Below are 3,600 nucleotides of genomic sequence, written 5' to 3' on the forward strand. Positions count from 1 at the left end.
TGCCTATGTAAAATTCAAAAAATTTTAAGCACAAATCCACGAAAAGATTGATATCATAGGAAATACATTTTATTAAAAAGTGAATTTGTGCCTATTTACTGTCGAACTCGGGAAGGATATCTTAACCCTAAACGAATTAACTTTTCTCTTTGATAACATGATATATCATGCAAACCTATTATCAACAGATGAGTTTCATGCCACAAACACAAATCATGGAATGTTTCAAGATGAGGCTCTATTGATATTTAGCTTTTATTTTAATGACATTCATAATCATGAATACTATTACCACATTTCTACCGAAAGACTAAAAAATTATTTCGATATGTTTATTTCTCATGAAGGAGTCCACTTAGAGCATTCACCAATTTATCATTTTATTATTGCAAGAATGATACTTAAATTAAGCAAATTTTTCAATAGCAATCAGGATATAGAAAATTATAGTTATTATCATTCTTTATATAAAAAGATGGCCGTCTATAGTACTTTTGTTATTAAGCCTGACGGAACATTGCCCTCATTAGGGGATACATTCAATGGGCTAAAAGGATTTAATGATTTATGGATAGATAACGAAGAGTATATATATTCGTTATCTTCAGGGAAAAAGGGAGATCCTCCGAAGGATTCATTTAAATGTTTTAAAGAAGCTGGTTATGTAATTCTAAGGGACGATTGGAAAGAAAAAGAAAACGCTGTTTATATAAATTTTACAGCCGCTTACCATACTGCATATCATAAGCATTCAGATGATCTAAGCGTCTGGATATATGCAAATGGCCAAGATATCGTTTCCGAAGCAGGTCCTAACGGATATGATTATAATAATGAATTTACCAAGTTTGGTTATTCTTCCTTTGCCCATAATACTTTAATAGTAAATAATAAAGGATTGCCTAGAGTAGACAAGAAATTCAATTCGACAAAGATAATTGATTATCAAATTAGTCCTGACAAAAAATCCTTCTCTGCTACTGGCATTAATAAAAGATTTAAAGATATTACTCATGAGAGGTGCATCACTTTTAATAAGGATACGAAGATTTTAATTGTAGAAGATTCCATAAGTTCTTCCAAAATTGGTAATAATAATTATAAATTGTTGTGGCATCTAGCCGAAGGAATAATTCCAGTAATAGAAGAAAAGACTATTAATTTAATATCAGAAAAAAGCAATGAAGAAATAATCCAATTAACTATCTCAAGTAATCATCCTGTAAGAATTAAAACTGTTTTCGGACAAGAAAAACCGCAGTTATTAGGTTGGCATATTAAAAAAATGAATAAACCCATTAAGACGTATACATTAATCATTGATGTTAATTCTAATAAAGCAAACTATCACATTCCAATAAACATAAAAAGTGAATTTATAATCAATTAGGTCATTGTTTTGCATATGTAAAAAAATATCCGATAACTCTTTGAATTTAATTATATTCAATGTAAATCGAAAAAACGGGTATAGATGGCAGTGAATACATAATCTGTACAGAATACTTTTGCTGGAGGCCAGAAGCGGAACTGGTAATTATTGTTATAGTTAAATGATACATGAATTCCAAAATAATTAACATATTAAATTTATTATTTTTGCAACCTTCATTGATTATGAGAATCACATTAATTATAAAAAGAGGGTGTTATTATAAGCTTAAAGCAACACCCTCGTCTTTTTATTTATATACTGGAATATCAAAAATCAAATTATACTTACCACTTGAATAGAACCTAGCATAATAACTGACCTGTTTTCTAGCCCAACCAACATCAGTAGCATACTGATGAGTAGGTGAACCCGTTACTAATGCTGCTGGGTTCCAACGCATCTTATAAATAGTATTTTGACCAGAATAAATATAGTTATTTTTAGCAAATTGCGCTCCACCTATAATAGCGTCTTTTACAGTAAACCATTTTTCTTTAAATGCGCGTTCAGCTCCACAGTCAATTGCACATTTATCATAGGCTCCAATTCCATACATATTATAGACTACCTTATAAGTCTTGCTTGTCTTTGCGATATTTCCATTGGAGTCTCTTGTTACCTTCCCATCCTTATCAACCGGAACACCCATAGCGAGTACAGATTTACCATTGCCTGTTTCTAAAAGGGCATGAGATATTAGATATAGTTCATTTATTCTCGCTGCCTTTGCTGCATCTCTAAAGTACTGTTCTGTTCCATCAAGTTTTCCTTTATTTTTGAGAAGTTCTCTTAACTCCGATAAAGGAATTCCAGTATAGTGACGTAAATCTAAAAACTGATATATTTGTGTGTCATCATAAATAAAATTATCTGGGTCCATGTTATATAGTACTTCCTCATATTTTGCATCTACCCAATGTCCTAAATAACTTGGTAACGAGTCACGTGTAATCTTCCACCATTTTGCACCCTTGCTATCCCTGGCATATCCAATTAATTTAACTTCTCTCGGACTAGTTGTCATATAAGCTGTTTTAAAGTTTGTACCTGGGCCTGTTCTAATGCGCCACCCTTTATCAATTACACCACTCTTAGTACCATTTAGACTGATAAATGCATCCCAACGTACATATAAATCTCCATTCATATATACGTCAGTTTGAGGTGATACCTTCATTTGTTTTTTAGCAGCATCTTCCAATGTAATATTGTATTTAGAATAGTTTATTCTAAACCCACTAAGTTGAACCTCAGATTTTCGCACATAACCAATGCGATCAAGATAAATGATTCGCCACCAATTACCGTAATCAGATGCAATTGGAAATACTTGTTCTTTCTCTATTGTTCCAAAAGGAACTAATTTTCCAGAACTGTTATCATAAACTGTTACCTTATTATCGGAAATAATACTTCTATCAAGATTTCTATAAACACTGTTTAAATTTGGTATCTCACTCTTGGTGGCATATCCTGTATCGGATTTTCTTACATAGCCATAAATATTTCCAAATTTTACTCTCCACCAATTACCATAATCACTATGGATAGGGTATGACTGTCCTTTAACCAATTCTCCAACTTTTTTCAAAGATCCAGTACGGTTGTCATAAACAGGTAAATTGTTAAATACTCGGAAATATTTATCCGTACTTTTTACCTGTACTTTGACTTCTTCTTTTTTGATGTATCCAACTCGGTCAGAATAAAGGATAATCCACCATTTTCCATAGTCTGCAGCAATTGGAAACCTTTGGCCTTTATCAATTTTTCCAAACGGAACAAGCTTCCCAGAAGTATTATCATATACCGTGACATCTTTTAATGCGGTAAATGTCCGGGATTGATCTTTGTACTTCTTATTCTCATTCTTTATCGCACTTCCGGATGCTGGAGATGTTTCTGACTTCTTCACATATCCATAGAAATTTCCAAAATCGATTCGGTGCCAGTTCCCATAGTCGCTTACCCGTGGATACACTTGGCCTTTGACCAGTTCTCCCACTTTTTTCAACGGCCCGCCGCCGCGATTGTCATACACCGCTACATTGCTATCTGCTCGGAAATATTTATCGCTCTTTGTGAAGCCTATTTGTACATCACTCTTGCGGACATAACCTACTCGGTCTGAAAAGATTACTCTCCACCAGTTCCCGTAGTCAGAA

General features: G+C 33.2%; 2 protein-coding genes. One reads left to right on the forward strand and one right to left on the reverse strand.

The genetic code is table 11. The features are described from left to right. The first annotated feature begins 79 nt into the window (after nucleotides 1-79). Nucleotides 80-1,390, forward strand: a complete 1,311-nt coding sequence (locus IEV18_RS16505) for a heparinase II/III family protein (RefSeq protein WP_268235433.1) — start codon at nucleotides 80-82, stop codon at nucleotides 1,388-1,390. Nucleotides 1,391-1,682: 292 nt separating this feature from the next. Here the strand turns inward: IEV18_RS16505 and IEV18_RS16510 are convergent. Beyond that, a partial coding sequence (locus IEV18_RS16510) for a glucosaminidase domain-containing protein (protein ID WP_188393456.1) occupies nucleotides 1,683-3,600 on the reverse strand: 1,918 nt, incomplete at its 5' end.

The sequence above is a fragment of the Compostibacillus humi genome, assembly GCF_014637175.1.
Taxonomy (GTDB): domain Bacteria; phylum Bacillota; class Bacilli; order Bacillales; family Amphibacillaceae; genus Oceanobacillus; species Oceanobacillus humi.